The 23,333-nt window shown below is 73.8% G+C and carries 19 protein-coding genes and 1 tRNA gene; 12 read left to right on the forward strand and 8 right to left on the reverse strand.

All coding sequences use genetic code 11. The features are described from left to right. Positions 1 to 9 precede the first annotated feature (9 nt). Both ACFYO5_RS05225 and ACFYO5_RS05230 read left to right on the forward strand, forming a co-directional pair. The gene (locus ACFYO5_RS05225; RefSeq protein WP_388704348.1) at positions 10 to 930 is read left to right on the forward strand and encodes a carbohydrate ABC transporter permease; all 921 of its coding nucleotides are present in this window, start codon (positions 10 to 12) and stop codon (positions 928 to 930) included. Positions 931 to 2,463: 1,533 nt separating this feature from the next. Beyond that, complete coding sequence (locus ACFYO5_RS05230) at positions 2,464 to 3,900, forward strand: GH1 family beta-glucosidase (protein WP_356559926.1); 1,437 nt, start codon at positions 2,464 to 2,466, stop codon at positions 3,898 to 3,900. 104 nt (positions 3,901 to 4,004) lie between these two features. Here ACFYO5_RS05230 and ACFYO5_RS05235 read toward each other — a convergent pair whose 3' ends face one another. The 3 genes from ACFYO5_RS05235 to ACFYO5_RS05245 all read right to left on the reverse strand — a co-directional run bounded on the left by ACFYO5_RS05235 (position 4,005) and on the right by ACFYO5_RS05245 (position 7,719). Then, positions 4,005 to 5,474, reverse strand: a complete 1,470-nt coding sequence (locus tag ACFYO5_RS05235) for a cellulose binding domain-containing protein (RefSeq protein ID WP_388704350.1) — start codon at positions 5,472 to 5,474, stop codon at positions 4,005 to 4,007. 110 nt (positions 5,475 to 5,584) lie between these two features. Beyond that, positions 5,585 to 6,985, reverse strand: a complete 1,401-nt coding sequence (locus ACFYO5_RS05240) for an ATP-binding protein (RefSeq protein WP_388704353.1) — start codon at positions 6,983 to 6,985, stop codon at positions 5,585 to 5,587. Continuing rightward, positions 6,982 to 7,719 (reverse strand): response regulator transcription factor, encoded by a 738-nt coding sequence (locus ACFYO5_RS05245; protein WP_388704355.1) that lies wholly within the window; start codon positions 7,717 to 7,719, stop codon positions 6,982 to 6,984. The genes ACFYO5_RS05240 and ACFYO5_RS05245 overlap by 4 nt, the downstream gene beginning before the upstream one ends. A 214-nt stretch (positions 7,720 to 7,933) precedes the next feature. Here ACFYO5_RS05245 and ACFYO5_RS05250 point away from each other — a divergent pair, with 214 nt between their 5' ends. Beyond that, positions 7,934 to 8,464, forward strand: a complete 531-nt coding sequence (locus tag ACFYO5_RS05250; protein WP_388704358.1) for a hypothetical protein — start codon at positions 7,934 to 7,936, stop codon at positions 8,462 to 8,464. A 7-nt stretch (positions 8,465 to 8,471) separates the two neighbouring features. Here ACFYO5_RS05250 and ACFYO5_RS05255 read toward each other — a convergent pair whose 3' ends face one another. Continuing rightward, positions 8,472 to 9,341: a fused MFS/spermidine synthase gene (locus ACFYO5_RS05255; protein WP_356559931.1), complete on the reverse strand. Its 870-nt coding sequence runs from the start codon at positions 9,339 to 9,341 to the stop codon at positions 8,472 to 8,474. A gap of 77 nt (positions 9,342 to 9,418) precedes the next feature. After that, on the reverse strand, positions 9,419 to 9,805 hold the full coding sequence (locus ACFYO5_RS05260) for a hypothetical protein (protein ID WP_388704361.1): 387 nt from the start codon (positions 9,803 to 9,805) through the stop codon (positions 9,419 to 9,421). Positions 9,806 to 10,072: 267 nt separating this feature from the next. On the opposite strand from ACFYO5_RS05260, the gene ACFYO5_RS05265 reads away from it, so the two are divergent. Beyond that, on the forward strand, positions 10,073 to 11,563 hold the full coding sequence (locus tag ACFYO5_RS05265) for a hypothetical protein (RefSeq protein ID WP_388704363.1): 1,491 nt from the start codon (positions 10,073 to 10,075) through the stop codon (positions 11,561 to 11,563). On the opposite strand, the gene ACFYO5_RS05270 is transcribed toward ACFYO5_RS05265, so the two are convergent. Continuing rightward, a complete protein-coding gene (locus ACFYO5_RS05270; protein ID WP_388704365.1) occupies positions 11,560 to 12,156 on the reverse strand; it encodes a histidine phosphatase family protein in 597 nt (198 codons plus the stop codon). The two genes, ACFYO5_RS05265 and ACFYO5_RS05270, sit on opposite strands and share 4 nt — an antisense overlap. A 189-nt stretch (positions 12,157 to 12,345) precedes the next feature. On the opposite strand from ACFYO5_RS05270, the gene ACFYO5_RS05275 reads away from it, so the two are divergent. From ACFYO5_RS05275 to ACFYO5_RS05305, 7 genes are all read left to right on the forward strand, one after another. After that, positions 12,346 to 13,299, forward strand: a complete 954-nt coding sequence (locus tag ACFYO5_RS05275) for a phosphatase PAP2 family protein (RefSeq protein WP_388704367.1) — start codon at positions 12,346 to 12,348, stop codon at positions 13,297 to 13,299. Beyond that, complete coding sequence (locus ACFYO5_RS05280) at positions 13,250 to 14,371, forward strand: hypothetical protein (protein ID WP_388704737.1); 1,122 nt, start codon at positions 13,250 to 13,252, stop codon at positions 14,369 to 14,371. The genes ACFYO5_RS05275 and ACFYO5_RS05280 overlap by 50 nt, the downstream gene beginning before the upstream one ends. Continuing rightward, entirely contained in the window at positions 14,362 to 15,978 is a 1,617-nt protein-coding gene (locus tag ACFYO5_RS05285; RefSeq protein ID WP_388704370.1) for a hypothetical protein, read from the forward strand. Before ACFYO5_RS05280 ends, ACFYO5_RS05285 begins: the two co-directional genes overlap by 10 nt. After that, positions 15,975 to 17,315 carry an AAA domain-containing protein gene (locus ACFYO5_RS05290; protein WP_388704373.1) on the forward strand — a complete coding sequence of 447 codons (1,341 nt, stop codon included), beginning with the start codon at positions 15,975 to 15,977 and terminating at the stop codon, positions 17,313 to 17,315. The genes ACFYO5_RS05285 and ACFYO5_RS05290 overlap by 4 nt, the downstream gene beginning before the upstream one ends. Positions 17,316 to 17,606: 291 nt before the next feature. Beyond that, positions 17,607 to 17,975 carry a hypothetical protein gene (locus ACFYO5_RS05295; protein WP_356559938.1) on the forward strand — a complete coding sequence of 123 codons (369 nt, stop codon included), beginning with the start codon at positions 17,607 to 17,609 and terminating at the stop codon, positions 17,973 to 17,975. 144 nt (positions 17,976 to 18,119) lie between these two features. Next, entirely contained in the window at positions 18,120 to 18,731 is a 612-nt protein-coding gene (locus ACFYO5_RS05300) for a bifunctional DNA primase/polymerase (RefSeq protein ID WP_388704376.1), read from the forward strand. Next, positions 18,722 to 18,795, forward strand: a tRNA-Lys gene (locus ACFYO5_RS05305). The genes ACFYO5_RS05300 and ACFYO5_RS05305 overlap by 10 nt, the downstream gene beginning before the upstream one ends. A gap of 51 nt (positions 18,796 to 18,846) precedes the next feature. On the opposite strand, the gene ACFYO5_RS05310 is transcribed toward ACFYO5_RS05305, so the two are convergent. Further along, on the reverse strand, positions 18,847 to 20,103 hold the full coding sequence (locus ACFYO5_RS05310; RefSeq protein WP_356559940.1) for a M6 family metalloprotease domain-containing protein: 1,257 nt from the start codon (positions 20,101 to 20,103) through the stop codon (positions 18,847 to 18,849). Between the two features lie 318 nt (positions 20,104 to 20,421). On the opposite strand from ACFYO5_RS05310, the gene ACFYO5_RS05315 reads away from it, so the two are divergent. After that, entirely contained in the window at positions 20,422 to 22,269 is a 1,848-nt protein-coding gene (locus ACFYO5_RS05315) for a putative bifunctional diguanylate cyclase/phosphodiesterase (protein WP_388704379.1), read from the forward strand. Here ACFYO5_RS05315 and ACFYO5_RS05320 read toward each other — a convergent pair. Next, positions 22,248 to 23,321, reverse strand: a complete 1,074-nt coding sequence (locus ACFYO5_RS05320) for an LLM class flavin-dependent oxidoreductase (protein WP_388704740.1) — start codon at positions 23,319 to 23,321, stop codon at positions 22,248 to 22,250. The genes ACFYO5_RS05315 and ACFYO5_RS05320 overlap by 22 nt on opposite strands. Between the last annotated feature and the right edge of the window lie 12 nt (positions 23,322 to 23,333).

Raw genomic sequence — 23,333 nt, forward strand, 5'->3', positions numbered from 1 at the left:
AGTACGGCCGTGACGACGACGACTTCCCTGACACCGCCCTCATCCCCGCCGGATACGGCCGTGAAGAAGCCCGGCCGGGTACGGCGGCCCAGATCGGCGCGGGCCGGCGGGCAGATGCACGCGGGGCCGATCGCGTACGTGATCCTGGCCCTCTTCACCATCGGCTCGCTCTTCCCGCTGGTGTGGACGGCGATCGCCGCCTCCCGCGACAACAACCGGCTGGCGCAGACACCACCGCCGTTCTGGTTCGGCGGGAACCTTCTCGACAACCTGGACATCGCCTGGAACGACGCCAACCTCGGCAAGGCGTTCGTCAACACCACCATCGTGGCGGGCACCTCCGCCTTCACCATCGTGTTCCTGTCCACGATCGCCGGATTCGCCTTCGCCAAGCTCAAGTTCAGGGGCCGCGGCGCGATGATGCTGATCGTGATCGGCACGATGATGGTGCCGCCGCAGCTCAGCATCATCCCGCTGTACATGATGGTCGCCAAGCTGGAGTGGACCGACCAGCTCCAGGCGGTGATCCTGCCGTCGCTGGTCAGCGCGTTCGGCGTGTTCTTCATGCGGCAGTACCTGATCCAGGCGCTGCCGGACGAGATCATCGAGGCGGCCCGGGTGGACGGCGCGAGCAGCTGGCGGGTGGTGTGGCACGTGGTGTTCCCCGCGGCGCGCCCCGCGATGGCGGTGCTCGGCATGCTGATGTTCGTGCAGACCTGGAACGACTTCCTGTGGCCGTTCCTGGTGCTGAGCCAGACGGGCAACCCGACCGTGCAGGTCGCGGTCGCGGGTCTCGGCCGCGGGTACACCCCCGACCAGTCCCTGATCATGGCCGGCGCGCTGCTCGGCACGCTGCCCCTGCTGCTGGTCTTCGCGATCTTCGGCAAGCAGATCGTGGGCGGCATCATGCAGGGCGCGGTGAAGGGCTGATGGGCCGCTCCGCCGGGCTGCTGGGCGCGGGTGCCGGCCTGACCGGCGCCGGTGGGCGCCGTCAGCTCCGTCAGCTCCGTCAGCCGAGTGGGGCGTGCGGCGGTGACGCCCCGCGCGGGGCCGACGCGCTCGCCGCCGACCGCGGCCGCACGGGGCCGGCACCTCGGCCGGTGCGTGGGGGCGGGCGGGGCGGCTCGTGCGGGTGGGGGCTCGCCTTCGGGCGGGGTCTCGCCTGCGGGCCGGGTGACTCTTGCGGGCAGGGTTTCGCCTCCCGGCGGGGTTTCGCCTCACGGTGGGGTCTCGCCTCACGGTGGGGTTACGCCTCACGGTGGGGTTACGCCGGCGGGCCGGGTGGCTCGTGCGGGCGGAGTCTCGCCTCCCGGCAGGGTTTCACCGGCGGGCTGGGTGACTCGTGCGGGTGGAGTCTCGCCTGCGGGCCGGGTGACTCTTGCGGTCGGGGTTTCGCCTTCGGGCGAGGTCTCGCCTCCCGGCGGGGTCTCGCCTGCGGGCCGGGTGACTCTTGCGGATGGGGTCTCGCCTCCCGGCGGGGTCTCGCCTGCGGGCCAGGCCATGCCGGTCGGCGGCGTTCCGTCACCGCGGCGGGCCACGCCTCCGGGCGGGGTAACGCCACCGGTCCGGGTCACACCCGGGGTCACGCAACCGGGCGCTGCCGCACCACCGCCGGGTTAGGGAACGGCGGCGGGCTGAGACCCCAGCCGGTCCGGCGCCCGAGCGGGGGCGAGTCCCCCACGGGTCCGACGTCCGCCGGACTGGCAGCCTCCCCCGGTTTCGGGTTCGCGCGGGACTGACAACCCCGCCGGTCACCAGCCCCCGCCGAACCGAGATCCCTTGGATCCGGCGTCCGTGCGGATCGAGACCCTCGCGGGTCCGGCGTCCATGCCGGATCCAGACCCTCGCGGGTGCACCGTCCGTGCGGATCGAGACCCTCGCGGGTGCAATACCGTGCGGGATCGAGACCTCGCGGGTGCAATACCGTCAGGCTCAAGACCCCCGCCGGTACCGCGTCCGTTCGGGATCAAGACCCCCGCGGGTGCAATACCGTCAGGCTCAAGACCCCGCCGGTACCGCGTCCGTACGGGATCAAAACCCTCGCCGGTGCACCGTCCGTGCAGGGTTCAGGCCCTCGCGGGTCCGGGTGGGACCGGCACTCCGCCGGTCACGAACGACCACGCGGGGCCGGCGGCCCCGTCGCCGGCACACCCGTGCGGGACCGACGTCTCGCCGCCCACCGCCTCCGCGCGGGACTGACAATCCCGCCGACCACCTCCGTCAGAGGGTCGAAGCCCCGCGGGTCCAGGACCCGCGGGACCGACACCCCGCCGGCCCGGCGTCCGCGCAGGGCTGACAATCCCGCTCGGCCCAGCGTCCGTGCGGGGGTGACACCCCCGCCGATGCCGTGTCCGACGGGGGCCGGGTCACCGCCGCCCCGGCCCCTCCGCACCCCTCCGCACCTCGTCCCCCCATCCTTCGTCGGTCTCGACGACCTCGACGACCACTCATGGGAGCGCTTCCATGCATGAGTCCGCACAGTCGGCCACCCCGGTGACCTTTCCTCCCGCCTTCCTCTGGGGCGCGGCCACCTCCGCCTACCAGATCGAGGGGGCGGTGCGGGAGGACGGCCGCACGCCCTCCATCTGGGACACCTTCAGCCATACGCCCGGCAAGACAGCCGGTGGCGATACCGGTGACATCGCTGTCGACCACTACCACCGCTACCGTGACGACGTCGCGCTGATGGCCGAGCTGGGCCTGACCTCGTACCGCTTCTCCGTCTCCTGGTCGCGGGTCCAGCCGACCGGTCGCGGCCCGGCGGTCCAGGTGGGTCTCGACTTCTACCGCCGGCTGGTCGACGAGCTGCTGGCCAAGGGCATCAAGCCGGCCGTCACCCTCTACCACTGGGACCTCCCCCAGGAGCTGGAGGACGCGGGCGGCTGGCCGGAGCGGGACACCGCCTACCGGTTCGCCGAGTACGCGAAGATCGTCGGAGAGGCACTCGGCGACCGCGTGGAGCAGTGGATCACGCTCAACGAGCCGTGGTGCAGCGCCTTCCTCGGGTACGCCTCCGGAGTGCACGCCCCCGGCCGCACCGACCCGGCGGCCTCGCTGAAGGCCGCCCACCACCTCAACCTGGCGCACGGCCTGGGCACCTCGGCCCTGCGGTCGGTGATGCCGACCCGCAACTCGGTGGCGATCAGCCTCAACTCCTCGGTCGTCAGGCCGCTGTCACCGACCCCGGGCGACCTCGCCGCGGTCCGCAAGATCGACGACCTGGCGAACGGCGTCTTCCACGGCCCGATCCTGCGCGGCGCCTACCCCGAGACGCTGCTCGCCGCGACCTCGTCGATCACCGACTGGTCGCACGTCCTCGACGGCGATCTGCGGGCCATCCACCAGCCGTTGGACGCGCTGGGCCTGAACTACTACACGCCCACCCTCGTCTCCGCGGCGGACGCCGACCCGTCGGCACCGCGGGCGGACGGCCACGGATCCAGCGACCACTCCCCCTGGCCGGGCGCGGAGGACGTCGCCTTCCACCAGACGCCGGGCGAGCGCACCGAGATGGGCTGGACGATCGACCCGACGGGGCTGCACGACCTGGTCATGCGGTACACGAAGGAGGCCCCGGGCCTGCCGCTGTACATCACGGAGAACGGCGCGGCCTACGACGACAAGCCCGACTCCGACGGCCGCGTCCACGACCCGGAGCGCATCGCCTACCTGCACGGTCACCTGCGGGCCGTGCGCCGGGCCATCGCGGAGGGCGCGGACGTCCGCGGCTACTACCTGTGGTCGCTGATGGACAACTTCGAGTGGGCGTACGGCTACGAGAAGCGGTTCGGCGCGGTGTACGTCGACTACGCGACCCTCGCGCGCACCCCGAAGTCGAGCGCCCTCTGGTACAGCCGGGCGGCTCGCACGGGGACCCTCCCGGCGCTCGAGACCGCCTGACCGAAGACCCCCGGGGTGGGGACCCCGGGAGAACGGGGGAACAGGGGATGGGGCGCGGCACGCTGTGGGGGCGTGCCGCGCCCCGCTGTGGGGGGAGGCGGTGGTCAGCGGCCGGCGGCGAACGCCTTCGTGAAGGCGTTCGGGGTCTGGGTGACCGAGCTGCACGTCGCGTCCGCGGTGTTCTTCGGCGACGGGCACTGCTTGTCGCGGGTCGCGGACCACATGGAGAGCCAGCCGAGCCCCCTGGCCTTGGCGAAGGCCGCCAGCTGGGTGGCGTCCTCGACCGTGAAGACCTCGGTGGCGACGTCGTTCACGCCGATCATCGGGGTGACGGCGACCGTCTTCCAGGCGGCGGTGTCGGAGAGGCCCAGCACGCTCTTGACCTGGGCCTGTGTGGCGGTGGCCGCCTGCTCGGCGTAGGTGCCCATGTCGCCGCTGTAGGCGGGGCCGTAGTCCATCGCCATGATGTTGACGGTGGTGATCCGGACGCCGTTGGCCTTGGCGTCGGCCAGCAGGTTCACGCCGTCCTGGGTGAGGCCCTCCGGCATGACGGGGAGGGTGAAGGAGACGTCCAGGCCGGGGTGCCGGCGCTGGAGCGTGGCTATGGCCTGGGCGCGGCGGGTGTTGGCGGCCGTGTTCGGCAGTGCGCCGCCCTCGACGTCGAAATCGACCTTGGTGAGCCGGTAGGCGTCGACGACCTTGCCGTAGGCGGCGGCCAGGGCGTCCGCCGAGGCGCAGGTGGTGCCCAGCTCGGAGCCGGACGCGCCGCCGAAGGAGACGCGTACGTCGCCGCCCTCGGCGCGCAGGGCGCCGATCTGGGCGGCCACTCCGTCGCTCGCCAGCTCGGTGACGCCGCCCCACTTGGGTGTGCAGCCGCCGCCGTCGGTGACGAAGGCCAGGTTGTAGTCCTTCACGCCGGTCGCCGCCGCGGCGGCGAGGAGGTCGAAGGCGGGGTAGAGGGAGGTGTCGACGTAGGGGGCGAAGGGAGCGGAGGCCGGGGTGCCGGAGCCGGGGGTCCCGGACGGGGAGGGAGAGGGGCCGGTGGTGGCCGTCCGGCTCGGGGTCGGGGTGGCCGTCGGCGTGGCGGAGGCCGTCGGGGAGGTCGTCGGGGTCCGGGTGGGGCGGCCGCTCGGCTCGGGGGTCGCGCCGCCGCCCGTCGAGCAGGTGACGTCGTCGATGAGACAACCGGCGGGATCGGCGGTGCCGTTGACGACGAATCCGACGGTGACGGACTCACCGGCGGCCAGACCGTCCTTGTCCCACGCGGCCGGACGGACGGTGACGTGCTGTCCGCCGACGCTCGACTCGGCGTTCCACAGCGAGCTGAGCCTCGAACCGGCCGGCAGGTCGAACTCCAGCGTCCAGTCGGCCTTCGCGCCCCCGCTGTTGTTCGTGACGACGTACTGCGCGGTGTACCCCGTCGACCAGTCGCTGGTCCTCGTGTACGCGGCTCCGATCCCGGCCGCCTGCGCGGTGCCGGTGAGGAACACGGCGCCACCGCCCACGGCGGCCGCGGCGACCACGCCCCCGATCAGCCGGTTCCTGTTTCTGACGGTGCGCCGGTGCGTGCTCATCGCGTGCCCTGCCTTCACTGCTCACGGGGGGTGGGTGCGGCAGCACGCTAGCGCTCCGGAATCGGGCAAAACGCCTGACTGGGGCAGGGGTCGGGGATCTTAGGGCGCGCTTAAGGAAGGGATCGGGACCGGTTAAAGGTGACGGCTCGTCTGCCCTGCCGGCGTCTTCGCACCGCGCCCCGGTGTCCCCTGCGCTCCGGCTCCCGCCCGTCGAGCTGGATCCAGATCCGCACCTCGGTGCCGCCCAGCACGGACGAGCCGATCCGTACGTCCCCGCCCGTCGACTCGGCGAGCCGGCGCACGATGTCCAGTCCGAGCCCGGTCGACCCGGCGCTCCCGGAACCCCGGCCGCGGGCCATCGCCGCCCCGGGGTCGGGTATGCCGGGTCCCGCGTCCGAGACCAGCACGATCGCCGCGTCCTCGCCGTTGTGCAGGTCGACCGCGAAGGCGGTGCCCTCGGGGGTGTGCCGGAAGACGTTGCCGAGCAGGGCGTCCAGGGCGGCGACCAGGTCGGCGCGGGCCACCGGTATGCGCACCGGCCGGTCGGCTCCGGCCACCCGCACCTTGCGGCCCTCGTCCTCCGCGAGCGCCGACCAGAACGCCATCCGCTCCCGGACGACCTCGGCGGCGTCGCAGCCGGCACCCGGTCCGGCGGCCGCGGTCTGCGGTTTGGCCTCGCGGGCGGTACGGATGATGGTGTCGACCTCGCGCTCCAGCTGGGCGACCGCGGCACGGGTCTGCTCGGCGGCCGGAGAACCGCCCAGGGACGCCGCGTTGAGCCGCAGGACGGTCAACGGCGTGCGCAGCCGGTGGGAGAGGTCGGCGGCCAGCTCCCGCTCGTTCGCCAGGAGTTGGACGACCTGGTCGGCCATGGAGTTGAACGCGACCGCCGCCAGGCGCAGTTCGTTCGGACCGTCCTCCGGTACGCGTGAGCCCAGTTTCCCCTCCCCCAGTTCGTGCGCGCCCTCGGCCAGCCGCTGGGCGGGCCGCACCATGCGTACGCCCAGCCGGTCGGCGACGGCCACCGAGCCGACGACCAGCGCGGCGCCGACCGCGGCGAGCACCGCCCAGGCCGTCCCCACTCCGTTGCTGACCTCGGACTCGGGGACGTAGACCTCGATGACGACGGTGCCGAAGCTCAGCGCGACGGGCTGGAGCAGCGCGGAGCCGCCGGGCACCTCGGCCGTCGAGGCGCGGCCCAGCTCGCGGACGGCCGCGATGTCGGCGGCGGTGACGCGCCGCCGGCCGAGGTCGAGGGCCTGTCGGCCGTCGGCGGCCGGGATGTGCACGGCCATGCCGTCGTCGGAGCCCGCGGAGGCCACGACCCGCTCCAACTGGTCGCGGTCGGTGGTGATGGACAGCGCCGGGACGACGACGGCGGCCTCCCGTTCGGCGTTGGAGAAGGCGCGGTCGCGGGCCATCTCCTTGATGACCAGGCCGAGTGGCACGGCGAAGGCGACCACGACCATCGTGGTGACGGCCAGGCAGACCTTGACGAGGGCCCATCTCATCGCGGCTCCCCGAACGGCGGCGCGGCGGGCGGCGCGGCGGGCGGCGCGGCGGGCGGTTCCAGCTTCACGCCGACGCCCCGCAGGGTGTGCAGGTAGCGCGGGCGGGCCGCCGTCTCGCCCAGTTTGCGGCGCAGCCACGACAGATGGACGTCGATGGTCTGGTCGTCGCCGTAGGACTGCTGCCAGACCTCGGCGAGCAGTTCGCGGCGCGCGACGACGACGCCGGGTCGGCCGGCGAGGAAGGCCAGCAGGTCGAACTCGCGGCGGGTGAGGTCGAGGCGGGCGCCGTCGAGTTCGGCCTGGCGGCGCAGCGGGTCGACGGTCAGGCCGCCGACGCGCAGCACTCTGGGCGGCGGCGCCTCACCGGTGCCGGAGCGGGCGCGGCGCAGGACGGCCGCCATGCGCGCGGAGAGGTGTTCCACCGAGAACGGCTTCGTCAGGTAGTCGTCCGCGCCCGCGTTGAGCAGCCGGACGATCTCCGTCTCGTCGTCCCTGGCGGTGGCGATGATGACGGGGACGTCCGTGATGCCGCGCAGCATCTTCAGGGCCTCGGAGCCGTCCAGGTCCGGCAGTCCGAGGTCCAGCACGACCACGTCGAAGCGGAAATGGGCGACCTCGCGCAGCGCCTCCAGTGCCGTGCCGACGCTGCGGACGGTGTGTGAGGCGTCGGTGAGGTGCCGGATGAGCGCCGAGCGGACGAACTGGTCGTCCTCGACCACGAGCACACTTGCCATGCGCCGCAACCTACGCCATGCGGCGAAGGCCCCTTCGGGCCTGTGGACAACTCCGCGCCTGTGGACAACCGCCGGGACGCACGGCGGCTTCGGCGGAACTCGCGGGGGGACTCACGGTGGTTCGCGGTGGTCCGGATTCGTGGTGGGGTGCGCCACGGTCCGCGGTGGACGTTCGTGCGACACGGCTGTGACCGGTGAGGCAGGATGGCCCACGATGCGCAGAGGACTCGTACACGTGCTGGCCTGGACGCTCGCCACGGGCGCGGCGGTCACGCTGTCGTGGTGGGGTGTCCACACGGTCATGGCGGGCACGGCGTACGACCCGCCGCGCGCCCTGCCGTTGACGGCGGCCGACGTGCCCGCGAAGGAGTCGGGGCCGCCGACGGCCTCGGCCGGCAGCCGTCCGGCGCCGACACCGTCCCCGCCGTCCGCCCCGGCGTCCGCCTCGCCGTCCGTGGACCGGACCCCCGCCCGCCCGGCGGCCTCGTCCCCCGCCGCACCCGTGGCCTCGCCCAGCCCTTCCGGCCAGGTCAAGAGCTACGACACCGACGGCGGGCTGGTGGTCTTCGAGCTGGGGAGGGCGTCGGCGTCGCTCGTGTCGGCGACGCCGGGCGCGGGCTGGTCGATGCAGGTGTGGAAGACACAGAGCTGGATCCGGGTGGAGTTCGCCTCGGGCGCGGACCGCGTGTCGGTGTTCTGCACCTGGCACGACGGGCCGCCGCGCGTGCAGGTCGGCACCTACTGAGCGGGCCCTACCGGAAGACCGACGGCGGCGGGGCCGGTGACGCCACCGCCGAGGCGTCGGCCACCGGGACGGCCCCGCCGGTGAAGTCGGTGAGGTCCTTGCCGTGCTCGACGCGGCCGGGATGCGGGTCGGAGGCGGCCCTGCGGGTCAGCTCGGCGGTCGGCAGCGGCAGGTCCCCGGCGACCAGGACGGCGTTGCCGAACCGTTTGCCGCGCAGCACGGTGGGGTCGGCGACCAGCGCCAGTTCCGGGAAGCGGGCGGCGGCGGTGGCGATCTGGCCGCGCAGATGCGCGAGCGGCGGGCCGTCGGCGAGGTTGGCGGCGTAGAGACCACCGGGCTTGAGGGCCCTGCGGACCTCGTCGAGGAACTCGGTCGAGGTCAGGTGCGCGGGGGTGCGGGCCCCGCTGAACACGTCGGCGATGACGAGGTCGGCCCACCCGTCCGGCACCTTGCCGAGCCCCTCCCGCGCGTCGGTGGACCGGACCCGGATGCGGGCGCCGGGGTCCAGGGGCAGCTCGCGGCGGACCAGTCGCACGAGGCTCGCGTCCCGTTCGACGATCTGCTGGGTGGAACGGGGGCGGGTGGCGGCGACGTAGCGGGCGAGGGTGAAGGCGCCGCCTCCGAGGTGCAGGACCTGCAACGGCCGACCGGCCGGGGCGGCGAGGTCGATGACGTGGCCGAGCCGGCGCTGGTACTCGAAGGAGAGGTACCCGGGGTCGTCGAGGTCCACGTGCGACTGGGGCGCCCCGTCGATGAGCAGCGTCCAGGCCCGCGCCCGGTCGCGGTCCGGGAGGAGCTGGGCGAGCCCGCCGTCGACGGCCTCGCTGACGGTCGCGTCGCTGTCGCGTGCGCGCCGGGAGTTCCTGGACCTTGCCATGAAGGCATTTTCGCAGGGTGCACACCGTGCCGACGACCGGCGGCCGCACACCCGCGGCGCGCCCGGCGGGGTGCCGGCTAACGGCAGCTGTCCGCCGCCTCGATGAGCCGTGCCGCTTCGCCCAACGCCCGCTGGAGCACGGCCGGATCCGTCGCGAGGTCGGCCTCGCCGGGCGGGAGCAGCCAGTCCGAGCCCTCGACGGGCGGCTCGGGGGCGAGCCTCAGTCCTCGTCCGTCGGTCTCCGTGCAGGTGCTGCCGGGGACGTCCCAGGCGGCGGCGGTACCCGGCGGCACCAGGAAGGCGAGGGTGTCGTGTCCGTGGTCGTGGAGTACGGGCCCCACGGCGTCGCGGGCTCCCCGGCGCAGGATGTCGACCGCCTCCAGCCCTTGTCGGGTCGGCACCGTCACGAGATCGCATGCCGTCTCCGACGGCACGAGGGGATCGTTGCTCCGGCTGGTCTCCACTTCCGGCCTCCCTCACGCGGTCACTGTGCAAGTCCACCGGGTTCAACGCGGGAGACCGTCAACGGCTACGAGGAAGTCCGCCACAAAAGGATGGCAGTTCATGGCAGATCGTGGATGAGATATCCCGTTTGTAGCCAAACCCTGCGTGGCGGACCAATCACAGAAGGTACGTTCATGCCCGCCGGGAACAGGGTGATCACACCGACGATTCGGTCGACTCGTACTGGTTCCGGCATGGTTCGACGGTTCGCACGAGAGGACCCGGCCATGGCGTCGTCACCGGTGACCCCATTTCGGCCCGACCGGCCGGCACGGCCCAATCCCGCCTTCCGGCGGCTGCGCGGACAGCGCTCGCCGGCCGAGTTCGCCGCGCTGGTGCGGCGGGCCGCGCGCGAGATCGGGGAGCGGGTGAGCTGCGACGCGCGCTATGTCGGCCGCGTCGAGGCGGGGGAGATCCGCTGCCCCAACTACGCGTACGAGCGGGTGTTCCTGCACATGTTCCCCGGCCGCACGCTCACCGATCTGGGGTTCGCGCCCCGCTCGTCCGTCCGCGGCCGGGGGGCGCGCGCGACCGAGGAGGCGCCGGACACACACCCCACGATCCGGCGGCTCAGCACGGGTGACGCGCCCGACACCGGTGAGACGGACGGGGCGTACGAGCCGTACGACACGCAAAACCCGTACGACCCGCATCACAACGACGAGGAGAGCGACGTGCTGCGTCGCGCATTCATGACCGGCGGAGGCGCCACGGTGGCCGCCGCCTCGATGGGCCCCCTCGGGCTCGTCCTGGACGCCTCGGCGGCGGAACGCCCCGTGCGGCGCGCCGGGGCGGGCGAGGCGAGCGCCGTGGAAGAAGCGGTCCGCAGGATCCGGCTGCTGGACGACCGGCACGGTGCCGACGGGCTCTACCGGCGCGCGGCGACACCGCTGCGCGCCGCGTACGCGCTGCTGGACGCCGGAGCGGTACGGCAGGCGACCGCCGACCGGCTCCACTCCGGCGCGGGCGAACTGGCCATCTCGGTGGGCTGGCTGGCACACGACTCGGGCCGGTTCGACGACGCCCGCTCGCACTACGCGGAGGCGCTCGCGACCGCCCGGATGACCGGCGACCGGGCACTGGAGGCGCACGCCTTCTGCAACACGGCGTTCCTCGCGCGTGACGCGGGCCGCCCGCGCGAGGCCGTCCGGGCGGCGCAGGCCGCGCAGCGCGTCGCCCGGCCGCTGGGCTCCGCCCGGCTGATGTCGCTGCTCGCGCTGCGCGAGGCGGGCGGCTGGGCCGGACTCGCCGACCGCACCGGCTGCGAGCAGGCGCTCGCGCGCGCCCACGCCCTGTACGAGCGAGGCCCCTCGGACGCCGACCCCGAGTGGATGAGCTTCTACGGCGAGGCCGAGCTGGAGGGGCTGGAGGCACAGTGCTGGTCCACGCTCGGGGACTGGCCGCGGGCGGCCCGGCACGCGCGGCGGGCGGCGCGGCTCCAGGATCCCCACTTCACACGCAACATCGCGCTCTACACCGCCGAGCTGGCGGACGACCTCGCGCGCGGGGGGCGGCCCGACGAGGCGGCGACGGCCGGGACGCGGGTGCTGGATCTCCTGGACCAGGTGCAGTCGTCGCGGATCCACACGATGCTCGCCGGGACGGCCAGGGTGCTGCTCCCCCACCGGCGGGCCTCGGGCGTGTCACGGTTCCTGGAACGGCACGCCCGCACGCCCGCGCGAGGCGTGACCGTCGCAGGCGGCGCCAGCACCCGCTAGCCCGCCAGGTGCCCCAGGTCGTTCCAGCTCTCGATCGCCGGTTCCCCGTACGCCCAGCCCAGGACGGACAGTGACGTCGGGTTCAGGCGTATGCGGGCCGCGAAGTCCAGCGGGAGGCCCAGCCACCGCGCTCCTATCGAGCGCAGGATGTGCCCGTGGGCGAACACCAGCACGTCCCGGTCGGCGGACCGCGCCCACGCGACGACCTCGTCCGCGCGCGCGGTGACCTCCGCGAGGCTCTCGCCCTCCGGGACCCCGTCGCGCCAGATGAGCCACCCCGGCCGGGCGGCCTGGATCTCGGCGGGCGTCAGGCCCTCGTAGGCCCCGTAGTGGAACTCCATGAGCGTGTCCCACGGGGTGGCGCGGTCACCGAAGCCGGCGAGTTCGCAGGTCTCCCGGGCGCGTGCCAGCGGGCTGGTGCGGACCTCGACACCGGGAAGGCCGTCGAACGGCGCCCGGTGCAGCCGCTCGCCGAGCAGCTTGGCGCCGCGCCGGCCCTCCTCCAGCAGGGGCACGTCGGTCCTGCCGGTGTGCTTGCCGGACAGCGACCACTGCGTCTGTCCGTGCCGGGCCAGCAGGATGCGCGGTGCCATGGAGGACCCTTCCGGGAGAATGCGAGGGCGGAACACCTCCATCATCGCGCACCCCGAACAGGGGCAACCCGGTGGGCGATCTCAGCGTCTTTGAGTGCCGGGGGCGTCCGGGATCGGGCACCCGCACAGGCCGTAAAGTGGCACCTCCGTGCCATGGGCACCGCAGCGACAGAAGGGGGAGGCGATCGGATGCCGCAGACCGAGACACCAGGCACCGAGGCGGCCTCGCCGACCAGGCTGCGTTGGTGGACCGAACTGCCCCTGATCGTGCTGGTGTACGCCTGCTACTCCGCGGGCCGGCTGCTCGCGCGCGGCGACGTCACCAGTGCGGTGGACCACGGCCTGGCGATCCTGCGGATCGAGAAGTTCCTGCACATCAACGCCGAGCACCCGCTGAACCGGCTGTTCACGACCACCACGTGGATCGGCGTGCCGGCCGACTTCTGGTACGCGTCGCTGCACTACGTGGTCACCCCGGTGGTCCTCGTCTGGCTGTTCCGCTCGCGCACGGGGCACTACCGGGCGGCCCGCACCTGGCTGATGACGTCGACGTTCATCGGTCTCATCGGCTTCACCCTGCTGCCCACCTGCCCGCCCCGGCTGCTGTCCGCGGACCACGGCTTCGTGGACACGATGGCCCAGTACAGCTCGTACGGCTGGTGGGGCGGCGAGGCCAGCGCCCCGCGCGGCATGGGCGGCATGACCAACCAGTACGCGGCCATGCCGAGCCTGCACGTCGGCTGGGCGCTGTGGTGCGGGGTGATGCTGTGGCGGCACGGCGGCACGCGCGCGGCGAGGATCGCCGGCGTGGTCTACCCGCTGGTGACGACGATCGTGGTCATGGGCACCGCGAACCACTACTTCCTCGACGCGGCCGCGGGCGCGGCCGTGATGGGCGCGGGCCTGCTGCTGGCGCCGCTGGTGACGCGCCGGGCGGACCGGGTCGCGGGCTGGGTGGCGGGGCGGTTCCCGTCCGTCCCGGTGGCCGCTCGGGGCGCGGAGACCCCGATTGTCAGTGGCGGATGCCAGACTTCCCCGGGTGAGCGAATTCCACGGCAGCGCGAGTCACGGTTCGGGCCCGGAGCCGAGCCGGGTGCCACCCCCGCGGACGCGGGGGACGGCGCTCCGGCAGCGGCTCGCTGACCTGCGCGGACCCGACGTACCCGCCAAGGCGCTGGACGCCCGCGCCCTGGCGGCGCTCGCCGCGAACCCGGGATGCAGCCGGCGCGCGATCCTCGACGGCGCCGGGGTCAACAAGGCGGCGCTCGCGGACGCGCTCGGCTCGCCCTCGGCGTTCGGCCAGTCCCAGTTCGCCCTCACGCGCGGCAACGCGTTCGAGGCCAAGGTGAAGGCCGACGGCGGCGCCGACCTGCTGCGCCTGGTGCACGAGAAGCTCGACCCGCGCGCGGACCCGCCCACCGGGGCGAGTGTCCCGGATCTCTCCGCGATCGGCCCCGAGGGCCGCACGGCGCGGACCGGGCTGGCGCTGCGCGAGGCCGGCCGCGCGGCCGGCACTTGGACCCTCCTCGACCATCCGATGCTCGCGCTGGACGTCGCCGGCTCCCCGGCGTTCCTGGAGCCGGACGCGGTGGTGGTGCACCCCGACGGCAGCTGGACGGTCGTGGAGATCAAGTCGTTCCCCCTGCTGGACGGCTCCGCGGACCCGGCGAAGGTCGGCGCGGCCGCCCGGCAGGCCGCGGTGTACGTGCTGGCGCTGGAGGCGGTCGCCGCCCGCCTCGACCCCGCGCCGAGGGTGCGTCACCGGGTGCTGCTGGTGTGTCCCAAGGACTTCTCCAACCTGCCCACCGCGTCCGCCGTGGACATCCGCAAGCAGCGCGCGGTCACCCACCGGCAGCTGGCCCGGCTCACCCGGATCGAGGACATCGCCGACGCCCTCCCCGAGGGCACCTGTTTCTCGCCCGAGCTGCCGCCCGAGCGGCTCACGGCGGCCGTCGAGGCCGTCCCGGCCGCGTACGCGCCCGAGTGCCTGGCCGCCTGCGAGCTGGCGTTCCACTGCCGGGACCGGTCCCGCGCGGCCGGCGCGGTCACCGCCCTCGGCCGCCCCGTCCGCGCCGAGCTGGGCGGTCTGGCCACGGTCGAGGACGTGCTGGCCGCCGCGCGCGGGGAGGCCGGTGATCCGGACGACCCGGCGGTGGCGGCGCTGCGCCGGGCGGCCCGGCTGCGCGACGAGGCCCTGGGGGCGACGTGTCGCTGATCGCCACCCTCGCCCGTCTGGAGGCCGTCGCCACCGGCCGCGCCCGGCCCTCCGCCACCGTCCGCCACCGGCATCTGTCCGAGCGGCCGCTGGTGTTCGTGCCGCTGACCACCGCCGGTGAGGCGGGCGCCCCGCTCGGCGCGCTCGTCGGCACCGACCGGGACGCGCCCCGGCTGCTCGTCGTGCCGCAGCCGCGCGACCGCGACCTGCGGTTCGCGTTCCTCGCCGAGCTGGCCGACATCGTCCTGCCGTACCTCGACTCCTACGCCGACGACGTCGAGGCCGCCGAGCGCACCGAGACCGACCCGGAGACCGGGAAACGCGTCAAGGTCGAGGTCGAGCTGTGCTCCGACGCGCCCCAGCTGATCGTCCCGAGCCGCGCGGGCGTCGAGTACGTCCGCCTCCTGGGCCGCTCCATGCGCTTCCGGCGTACGGCGGAGCAGGACCCGGAGACGCCGTATCCCGCGCCGCCGCGCGTGCCGTTGCTCGGGCGGTGGCTGACGCACTTCGGGGAGCGGTCCCGGGTGCCCGGCTCCTCGCTGCTGCTCGCACTCACGGAGGTTCTGGGGCGGCACTGGGCGACCGGTCAGTCCAGCCTGGAGGACCAGCACCTGGGGGCGCTGCTCGCCTGGATCGCCCCGCCCGAGGGGGAGACCGGGGCCGAGGCCGCGTTGCGCGCCGAGCTGGCCCGTGACGGCAAGGGCCAGCTGCTGTGCCCGCCGGCCGGTCCGGCGACCGACCCGGCGTTCGACAACAAGCTGCTCGCCCCGGCCATCGAGCGCTACGACCGCGCGCGTACCGCCCTGGCCGCCGCCGAGGACGGCTTGCAGGCCGACGACCGGCTGGGCGAGCTGACCGCCGCCGAGCGGGCGGTCCGCGAACTCGTGCGCAGCCGGACCCTCCCCACCTGGGAGAAGGTGTGGCAGGGCCTCGACCTGCTCCGGGAGCTGCCCGAGGGCGCGCATGTCGAGGAGCGGTGGACGCGCGACCGCTGGTCGTTCACCGGCCACCGCGACCGGGTGGTGGCGGGCGAGCCCCCGCAGCCGCGCCGCGACGACGCGGTCACGGCCGCCAACAAGCTGGCCACGCGCGAGCGGGAACAGGCCCGGCTGGAAGCGCAGGAGGCCCTCGACGACCCGCTGGTGATGGCGGGGCGGCGGCTGGCCGGAGAGGCGTTCGCCGGCGAGGTCGTCGACGTGGTCATGGCGTACGGCGAGGGCAAGCGGCCGAGCCCTCGCCCGCTGGTCACCGTCCGCACCGACGACCGGCCGCACCTCGGGGAGCGGGTCAAGGTGTTCCGGTCGCTGGGCGGGAAGCCGCAGGCGGCGGAGTTCGTGCGGCGGGACGGTCCGGACGGGCCCGACGGCCCGGAGGACGAGGGTCTTCTCATGCTGCGGGTCGTCGACAAGATGGGCCGCAGCAAGGAGCCGGAGGAAGGGTCCGTGCCGGAGAAGGGCGACCGGGTGTGCTTCACCCTGTTCGAGCACGAGCAGCGCGGCGGCGCGAAGCTGCCCGACCCGGAGGACACGCCGTGGACGCACGGCGGGCCGCCCGGGGAGCCGGTGCCCGAAGCCGCCGATTCCGTCACCGAGGAGGACGCCCTGTGACCGTCGAGGCCGCCGTCGACCCCGGGACCGCCGCGTCCCGCGCCACCGACGCGATCCTGCGCGACACGCTGCACGGCACCGCGCGCGGGGTCGTCGTCGACTCCCCGCCCGGCGCCGGCAAGTCCACGCTCGTCGTGCGCGCGGCGCTGGAACTGGCGGACGCCGGACGCCCGCTGATGGTGGTCGCGCAGACCAACGCGCAGGTCGACGACCTGGTGCTGCGGCTCGCCGAGAAGAACCCCGAGCTGCCCGTGGGCCGCCTGCACAGCAGCGACACCGACGCGTACGACAAGGCGCTGGACGCCCTGCCGCACGTACGGAAGTCGGCGAAGGCCGGTGACCTGGCCGGGCTGCCGGTCGTCATCTCCACGGCGGCGAAGTGGGCGCATGTGAGGACCGACGAGCCGTGGCGGCACGCGATCGTGGACGAGGCCTACCAGATGCGCTCGGACGGGCTGCTGGCCGTGGCCGGGCTGTTCGAGCGGGCGCTGTTCGTGGGCGATCCGGGGCAGCTGGACCCGTTCGCGATCGTGGGCAGCGAGCAGTGGGCCGGCCTGTCGTACGACCCGTCGGCCTCGGCCGTGTCGACGCTGCTGGCGCACAACCCCGACCTGCCGCAGCACCGGCTGCCGGTGTCCTGGCGACTGCCGGCCTCGGCGGCCCCGCTGGTCTCGGACGCGTTCTACCCGTACACGCCGTTCCGCAGCGGCACCGCTCACGGCGACCGCGCGCTGTCCTTCGGCGTCGCCTCCGACGGCTCCGGGCCCGACCGGGTGATCGACGAGGCGGCCGAATCCGGCTGGGGTCTGCTGGAACTGCCCGCCCGGCACACGCCCCGCACCGACCCGGAAGCGGTCCGCGCGGTCGCCACGGTCGTCCGGCGCCTCCTCGACCGGGACGGCGCGGCCACCTCCGAGCGCTCCCCCGTCCCCACCGCCCTGACCGCCGACCGGATCGCCGTCGGCACCGCCCACCGCGACCAGGCGGCGGCGGTGCGCGCGGCACTGGCCGAGCTGGGCGTCGCGGACGTCACCGTGGACACGGCGAACCGGCTCCAGGGCCGGGAGTACGACGTCACGGTGGTCCTGCATCCCCTGTCCGGCCGCCCCGACGCCACCGCCTTCCACCTGGAGACGGGCCGCCTGTGCGTCCTGGCCTCCCGCCACCGCCACGCGTGCGTCGTCGTCTGCCGAGCAGGGGTGACCGACCTGCTGGACGCCTACCCGTCGACGGAACCGGTCCAGCTGGGGACGGCCGTGAAGTTCCCGGACGGCTGGGAGGCGAACCACGCGGTCCTGGCGCACCTGGCGGAGCACCGGGTGGCCTGGACGCCGTGAGGGGCGACGCGCCGCCGCCGGCCGGGCCGTGTTCCCGCCCCCGCCGCCCCTTCCCGTCCGACCCCGGGGCCGCGCCCCCGGACCCCCGATTCGGCTCCGAACGCGCCTCGTCCCCGAACGCCGGACGGGCTGAAGTGCTCCAGGTGGCTTGGATGTGCCGGTGGCTGGGGAACATCGCCGGGGGTGGACGGCTTGAGAAGGCTGGGCCCCGGTCCCCTTGTGCCACCGGGGGACAATGGGGGGTGGCCCACTTGCCGGTGTGCCATGACGACCGTACGAGGAGGAGAAGACATGGCGGAGCCCACGCCGGGTCGGAACGAACCGCGGCTACGCCCCGCGCCCCTGCTCTTCGAGCCTGCCGAGGCGGCCGGTGATCCGGAGCACTTCTTCGATCTGGAGTCCATAGACGATCCCGGGGCGCTGCTGACGCGGGCCACGGAGCTGACGGAGGCCTTCCGCGCGGCGGCCGACCGGGCGATGCAGTTTCAGGCCATGGCGGCGGCCCAGCTCGCCGACCCGCGCCGGTTCGACCGGCTGACGGCGGCGGACATCGCGGACCGGGCCGAGTGGACCGAGGACTACGCGAAGAAGATGGTCGAGTTCGGGCGGCACCTGATGCGCGGCGACATCGAGGGAGTCGGCCACGCCGACCCCGTGTGACGCGGCCGCGGAACCGGCGTCGCTCACACCGCGTCAGGCTTCGGCATATGCCAGGCGGGCAAGATACTCCCCCCTCGCACCTCCCGTCCCGGTTTCCCGCGACTCTGTGGAACGGATCCCTCACACCCTGTAGACCTGGGTGGCATGAGCAGCAGATGGGACGCCCCGGACCCCGACCGCCGCGACGCCTGCGGAGTCACCGCGGACGGCGCCGCCTGGCTGGCGTCCGCCGGCCCGTTTCCGCGCAGCACGCTCGCCCTGTGGGAGGAGCGCCCGCACGCCCCGGTCGTGCTGCCCTGCGGCTCCGTCTTCGACGTCGTCAGCGCGCCCGCGATGTTCGGGCGGATGATGCTGGACCGGCTGTGGGACGAGGGGCCGGGCTCGGGACCGGTCGCCGCGTTCCGCGGGCGGATGCTGCTGTTCGCCGCTCCCGGCACCGCCCAGCGGCTGCCCTCGCTCCTGGAGTGGGAGGAATGGAGCGCCGACGGCCGCCGGGACGGCCGTACCGCGACCGTGCCGCCGCTGCTCTGCCACGGCAACGGGGACGCGATCACCGTGCCGGCCCCGCTCGGCGTGGAGGGGACCGGCGCCGCCACCCGCTGGGTCACCGCCCCGGACACCCGCCACCCGTGGCTGCCGGGCCCCGAGATCCTGCTCTGGGCGGCCGTCCGGGCGGCCCGCGCGGCCGTGCGGATATCGATTTCTCACGCCTCGGATCCGGATGCTAAGGTCTACGACGTCAGCAGGCGCCGCTAGCTCAGTTGGTTAGAGCAGCTGACTCTTAATCAGCGGGTCCGGGGTTCGAGTCCCTGGCGGCGCACAGACAGCAAGGCCCCTCGCGGAAGCGGGGGGCCTTTCGCGTGCTCCGGGGCTACGCCGTGATCCGTACCGTCCACGCCCCCGCCGCGGTGCGTCCTTCCACGTCCACCCGTACGCCCTCCTCCGGGACCGTGAAGGTCTCGCCGGCGCCGACCGGGGCGTCCGCGAGGGGCGGGTAGACCGAGTCGCCCCAGCAGGCGTCGGTGCCCGGGTGGGCGTCGACCACCTCCACCGGGCCGCGGCCGGACTCGGCGCCGCTGCGGACACGGTAGACGAGCACGCCGGAGCGGCAGGACGCGTGGTCGTTGCCGATCCGGCCGCGGGCCTCGAAGGCGAGCGCGCTGTCGGCGCCGGTGCGGACGACCGCGAGTTTGGTGCCGTTGCCGAGTCCGAAGGCCGGCCAGCCGGAGGCCCGGCTCACCGGGACGCCGGGTCCGGCGGCCAGCGGCTCCAGCGTCAGCCGGGTGGGTGTCCCGCGGGGCACGCACACCACCTGGCGCGGTTCCAGCCAGCCCAGTTTCCACTTGTGCCAGGCGAAGAGGTCGGGGGCGAGGCCGAACTGGCTGCCCATCAGGTCCCAGTCGCCGACGTGCGTGTCCCAGTCGCCCTTGCCGTCCGTGGGGCGGTGGTAGAGGTCGGGCAGGTCGAACACGTGCCCGGTCTCGTGGGCGAGGACCAGCCGGTCCGGCGGATGCTGCTCGAAGACGGTGACGATCCGCCGGATGTCGGTGCCGTCGGCGCGCAGCGGCTGGTCCATGTTGACGACCTTCGTGGCGTCGGAGTCCACGCCGGGGGCGTCCGGGTCGGCCACGAGGTAGACGACGTCGTACCGGGAGAAGTCGACCTGCCCGTCGGCCGCGGCGAGGGCGTCGCGCAGGTAGGCGCCGCGGTGCTCGGCGTTCCAGTCCCGCCGTATGGCGTACGCGGTGGACGGCTTCGGCATGCGGATCCAGCGTCGCAGGGGGTGCGGTCGCAGGGCGAACTTGCCGTAGGAGGCCTGCCGGAAGTACCGGCTGGTGGCCGGGAAGTGGTCGGCGGCGAGTTCGGCCGGCGGGGTCATCGGCGTCCAGTCCGGGAACGACAGGAAGATCATCACCGCGTCGAGGGCGCGGGCGGGCCGTGGATAGGCGGCGTTCCAGGTGTCCAGGCCCTCGGAGTGATGGGCGTTCGTGCGTTTCAGGGCGCAGGGGGTGGCCGAGAAGGGTTCTGCCGCGGGGGCGCTGATGAGGCAGGTCGCGGCGAGTGCTGTCAGGGTGGTGAACATGGCCGCGGTGCTGCGCAGTCGGGGACGCGGGAGCTGTCGCGGCACAGGGGACCTCCGGGGGCGGTTCACGGGACACCGCCACCCAGCCTGTGGGAATTCGTCGCACTACGCCCTGTTTGTCTGCCCCAGACGAGTGAGGACGTGGAAACGGGGGCATCATTGCCGACACCCCCGGAATACTCACGGAACGTCACAAGCGGTCGCCCGCCCGCAGAACCGGTCCACCTGGGGGCAGAAACGATCTGTCAGGAACCCCGGTTGTTCCGGGACACTGGGCAGTGGCTGCGCACGTCCGGGAGCAGCCTCTATGATCGGCAGAATTTCCTGCGCGGACAGAGATCGAGTGCACTGCGGGAGCGAGCGGTGAGCGGAACGTCCGAAGGGCCGACGCCCGCGGCAGACCTCGACCGGTCGGCCGTCACAGTCAGTGACATCAAGGCATCTACTCGTGGAGGTGCCGTCGAGGACATCGGCGGAGGGCCACCGGCCTACCGTTCCGTGTTCGCGGCCGCACCCCTGGCCATGGCCGTCGTGGACCGGGAGGGCCAGGTCACCGACGCCAACGAGGCGCTCGGCGGCCTGCTCGGCGGCGGGTCCGCGGGGCTGGTCGGGCGGTCCGCCGCCGACCTGCTGGACCTGGCCTCCGACGCGCGCACCTGGCACGCCTACCGGGAGGTCCTCCGCGGCCGCCAGGCGAAACTGCGCTGCACACGGCGGCTGAAGCGGCCCGACGGGCGCTCGCTCTGGGCCCAGGTCACGGTGGCTCCGCTGGACGGCGGTCCGGGCGGGGTGCTGCTGTCCATCACCGACGTCAGCGGTCACCGGGAGTTGCAGGCCCGGCTGCGCCACCTCCAGATGCACGATCCGGTGACCCGGCTGCCCAACCGCACGCTGTTCTTCGAGCGGGTGACGGGCGCGCTGGAGGCGGAGTCGTACGAGCAGAGCGGGACCGGCCGGATCGGGCTGTGCTACCTGGACCTGGACGGCTTCAAGGCGGTCAACGACACCCTCGGCCACCGGGTCGGCGACCGGCTGCTGGCCGCCGTCGCCGAGCGGCTGACCGCGTGCGCGCAGGAGGCCGGGCGGACCCGGCCCAGCGTGCCACTGGTGGCGCGGCTCGGCGGGGACGAGTTCGCGCTGCTGGTGGAGGACTCCACGGGCACCGAACAGCTCGCCGATCTCGCCGAGTCCGTGCTGAAGGCGCTCCAGGCGCCGTTCGACCTCTCGGGTCAGCGGCTCAACGTCTCCGCCTCGATCGGGGTCGTCGAGCGGCACGCGGCCGGCACCACGGCCACCGGCCTGATGCAGGCCGCCGACACCACGCTGTACTGGGCGAAGGTGGACGGCAAGGACCGCTGGACGCTGTTCGACCCGGAGCGCAACGCACATCTGATGACCCGCCAGGCGCTGGCCTCGACGCTGCGGCCGGCCATCGAGCGGGGCGAGTTCCGGCTCGACTACCAGCCGTTGGTGGGGATGTCGGACGGCCGGCTGCGGGGCGTGGAGGCGCTGGTGCGCTGGGACCACCCCCGCTTCGGTCCGCTGCCGCCGAATCGGTTCGTCGCGCTGGCGGAGGAGGACGGCTCGATCGTGCCGCTGGGCCGCTGGGTGCTGGCCACCGCCTGCCGGCAGGCACGCGACTGGCAGTTGGCGCACCCGGACGATCCGCCGCTGTTCGTGAGCGTCAACGTGGCCGTCCGCCAGGTGTGGGACTCGGACCTGGTGGCGGATGTGGCGGAGATCCTGGCCGATACCCAACTCGATCCGGGGCTGCTCCAGTTGGAGCTGACGGAGTCCGCGGTGATGGGCTCGGCCGGGCGGCCGTTGCAGGCACTCCAGGCGCTCAGCGACATGGGGGTGAACATCGCCATCGACGACTTCGGCACCGGCTACTCCAATCTGGCCTATCTGAGCCGGCTGCCGGTGTCGGTGCTGAAGCTGGACGGGTCGTTCGTGCGGGGCTTCCAGTACGAGGGCACGGGGGCATCCCCTAATCCGGCCGACGAGGTCGTCGTCGAGGCGATGATCGACCTCGCGCACCGGCTCGGACTGACCGTGACCGCGGAGTGCGTGGAGACGTCGGCGCAGGCCGCCCGGCTGCGCCGCATCGGCTGCGACACCGGACAGGGGTGGCTCTACTCCCGTCCGGTGCCGCCGGACCGCATCTCCGAGCTGATGGCCGGGGCGTCCTACGCCGTCGGCAACCCGTAGGCGTCCGCGACGAGTTCGTAGGAGCGCAGGCGCAGGTCGCCGCGATGGGCGTGGCTGGTGAGCATCAACTCGTCGGCGCCGGTGCGCTTGTGCAGGTCGTCGAGGCCGGAGCGGACCTCGTCGGGCGTGCCGTGAATGATGTTCGCGGTCCAGGAGTCGACGAACTCACGCTCCATCGGGGTGAATTCATGGGCCTCCGCCTCCTGCGGCGAGGGGAACAGGCCCGGTCGGCCACCGCGCAGCCGGACCATGTTCAGGCCGGTGGCCAGGACCTGGCGGCGCGCCTCGCGCTCGTCGTCGGCGGCGAGAACCGAGACACCGATGAGCGCGTACGGCTCGTCGAGGGCCGCCGACGGCCGGAAGGACTCCCGGTAGAGGTCGAGGGCCGGGACGGTGTTCTGCGCGGAGAAGTGGTGCGCGAAGGCGAAGGGCAGACCCAGCAGGCCGGCCAGCCGGGCACTGAACCCGGAGGAGCCGAGCAGCCAGACCGGCGGCCGGTGCCGGGACTGCACGCCGCCGGGCGCGGTGGCCTGGACGGGGCCCGGGACCGCGTGGATACGGCGGTAGGGGTGGCCGTCGGGGAAGTCGTCGTCGAGGAACCGGGTCAGTTCGGCGAGCTGCTCGGGGAAGTCGTCGGCGCCCTCGTTGAGCCGTTCGGTGCGGCGCAGGGCGGCGGCGGTGGCCCCGTCGGTACCGGGGGCGCGGCCGAGGCCGAGGTCGACGCGTCCGGGGGCGAGGGCCTCCAGGGTGCCGAACTGCTCGGCGATCACCAGCGGGGCGTGGTTGGGCAGCATGACGCCACCCGAGCCGAGCCGGATGCGTTCGGTGTGGGCGGCGAGGTGGGCGAGGATCACCGCGGGCGAGGAGGAGGCGACGCCCGGCATGGAGTGGTGTTCGGCCACCCAGTAGCGGTGGAAGCCGCGGGCCTCGGCGAGCCGGGCGAGGTCGACGCCGGTGCGCAGGGCGTCGCCGGCGGTGTACCCGGAGCCGACGGTGACCAGGTCCAGCACGGAGAGGGGGACGGGTGCGGTGCCGTGCACCGCGCCGCGGATCCCGTCGGCCGA

The organism is Streptomyces sp. NPDC006259, from assembly GCF_042870975.1.
Classification (GTDB): domain Bacteria; phylum Actinomycetota; class Actinomycetes; order Streptomycetales; family Streptomycetaceae; genus Streptomyces.

What these genes read in the sequence shown, in the direction of transcription:
- ACFYO5_RS05230 (WP_356559926.1), top strand. Translation starts at nt 2,464, where the DNA reads ATGCATGAGTCCGCACAGTCGGCCACCCCGGTGACCTTTCCTCCCGCC.
- ACFYO5_RS05235 (WP_388704350.1), bottom strand. Translation starts at nt 5,474, where the DNA reads ATGAGCACGCACCGGCGCACCGTCAGAAACAGGAACCGGCTGATCGGG.
- ACFYO5_RS05240 (WP_388704353.1), bottom strand. Translation starts at nt 6,985, where the DNA reads ATGAGATGGGCCCTCGTCAAGGTCTGCCTGGCCGTCACCACGATGGTC.
- ACFYO5_RS05245 (WP_388704355.1), bottom strand. Translation starts at nt 7,719, where the DNA reads ATGGCAAGTGTGCTCGTGGTCGAGGACGACCAGTTCGTCCGCTCGGCG.
- ACFYO5_RS05250 (WP_388704358.1), top strand. Translation starts at nt 7,934, where the DNA reads ATGCGCAGAGGACTCGTACACGTGCTGGCCTGGACGCTCGCCACGGGC.
- ACFYO5_RS05255 (WP_356559931.1), bottom strand. Translation starts at nt 9,341, where the DNA reads ATGGCAAGGTCCAGGAACTCCCGGCGCGCACGCGACAGCGACGCGACC.
- ACFYO5_RS05265 (WP_388704363.1), top strand. Translation starts at nt 10,073, where the DNA reads ATGGCGTCGTCACCGGTGACCCCATTTCGGCCCGACCGGCCGGCACGG.
- ACFYO5_RS05270 (WP_388704365.1), bottom strand. Translation starts at nt 12,156, where the DNA reads ATGGCACCGCGCATCCTGCTGGCCCGGCACGGACAGACGCAGTGGTCG.
- ACFYO5_RS05275 (WP_388704367.1), top strand. Translation starts at nt 12,346, where the DNA reads ATGCCGCAGACCGAGACACCAGGCACCGAGGCGGCCTCGCCGACCAGG.
- ACFYO5_RS05295 (WP_356559938.1), top strand. Translation starts at nt 17,607, where the DNA reads ATGGCGGAGCCCACGCCGGGTCGGAACGAACCGCGGCTACGCCCCGCG.
- ACFYO5_RS05300 (WP_388704376.1), top strand. Translation starts at nt 18,120, where the DNA reads ATGAGCAGCAGATGGGACGCCCCGGACCCCGACCGCCGCGACGCCTGC.